This is a genomic window from Mesorhizobium sp. WSM4808, assembly GCF_055811675.1.
This window is the reverse complement of record NZ_JBVVQX010000060.1, coordinates 1-1,290: the sequence shown is the minus strand read 5'-3', so window position 1 is coordinate 1,290 and position 1,290 is coordinate 1. Positions and strand designations below refer to the sequence as shown.

Annotated in this window: 1 protein-coding gene; it reads right to left on the bottom strand. The window is 65.5% G+C overall.

Features of this window, described 5'->3' with window-relative positions:
• Positions 1-20: 20 nt before the first annotated feature.
• Complete coding sequence (locus AC0L2U_RS34640) at positions 21-1,211, bottom strand: integrase core domain-containing protein (protein ID WP_128364946.1); 1,191 nt, start codon at positions 1,209-1,211, stop codon at positions 21-23.
• Between the last annotated feature and the right edge of the window lie 79 nt (positions 1,212-1,290).

The window sequence follows — 1,290 nt, the reverse complement described above, 5'->3', positions numbered from 1 at the left end:
ATAGGTAACAGTTTTCCCCCTTATGATGGGTTCGCGGCAGCGCCAAGCGGTTGGGTTGGCGCGGCGCTGCGGCGAACCAGTTTCCTGTGCTTGTGGTCGATGAAGCCGAGCGGATGGGCATGGAAGCGCACCGCCCATTGGCCGTTCTCAGTCTCTTCGATGGCAATCGGCTCGCCTGCCAGCGTGGCCGAGACGTAGATCTCTGCGCCCTGCCATTTGACGGCGCCGTTCTGGCGCACGCTGCGCACCGCCGCCTCGGCCGGATAGTCCGGCTCGGGGATCGTCTTAGGCATGGGACGGGTCGAGGGACGGTAATGCTGCGCCGGGGTGCCCATGCCAAGCGCCTCGTGCGGGCGCTCCTCATTGTAGCTGCGCCGGAAGGCCTCGAAAGCCTGAGCTTGAGCCGCCCTGTCGGCCTCCGGTGCCTTGGCCATCGGCAGCATGGTCAGGTGGAAGCGCTCATGGCGCCCGTTCTGCTGCGGCTTGCCCGGCTGGATGCGCTCAAGAGCGATGCCAAGCTTGATGAAGCGCGCCGCAAGCGGCGTCAGACCCGTGACGCCAGGCGATGCGAAGGGTGGGCCATTGTCGCTTCTGAACCGATCCGGCAGCCCATGCTCTTCAAACAGGCGCTCGAACACCGGCCAGGCCTCGGCGTCCGCCGTCGAACCCGTCGCTTCGAGCGCCAGAAGATAGCGGCACGCCCCATCCATCACCGTCAGCGGCTCGCAGCGCCACCCGTCGCCAGTCCGGAACCAGCCCTTGTGATCGCCCGTCCACAGCGCGTTCGGCCCCTCGGGCTCCGGCCATGGACCGTTGCCGGCCGCCTTCCAGCGCCTGCGCTTACGCCCCACAAGTCCATGCCGCTTCAGGATCTCACCGGCCGTCGAGACTGCAGGCCAACCGCAGCAGGGCTCCGCACGCTTCAGCCGGGCCATGATCTTCTTGGGCCCCCACAGCGGATGCGCTTCCTTCTCCGCCACGATCCGCTCCACCAGCTCCGCTGCCGTTGCCCGGCCGTGCTCGAGCGGCGCCCGCGGCAGATCATGCAGGCCTTCCGGCCCGAACTCCCGGTAGCGTCCAAGCCATTTGTACCCGGTCTTGCGCGAGATCTCGAAGGCAGTACACAGCTGCGTCATCGTCTCCTCGCCAGAAAGGCATTCCACAACAAACCGAAGCCGCTCATCCATGATGCCAGTCTCTCGCCAAACCATCGCCGGTCCTCCCGGCGGACAAGAAAACTGTCACCCATCTAATCAGTCCATTCTGTTACCTATCTATCCGGTTCGGACA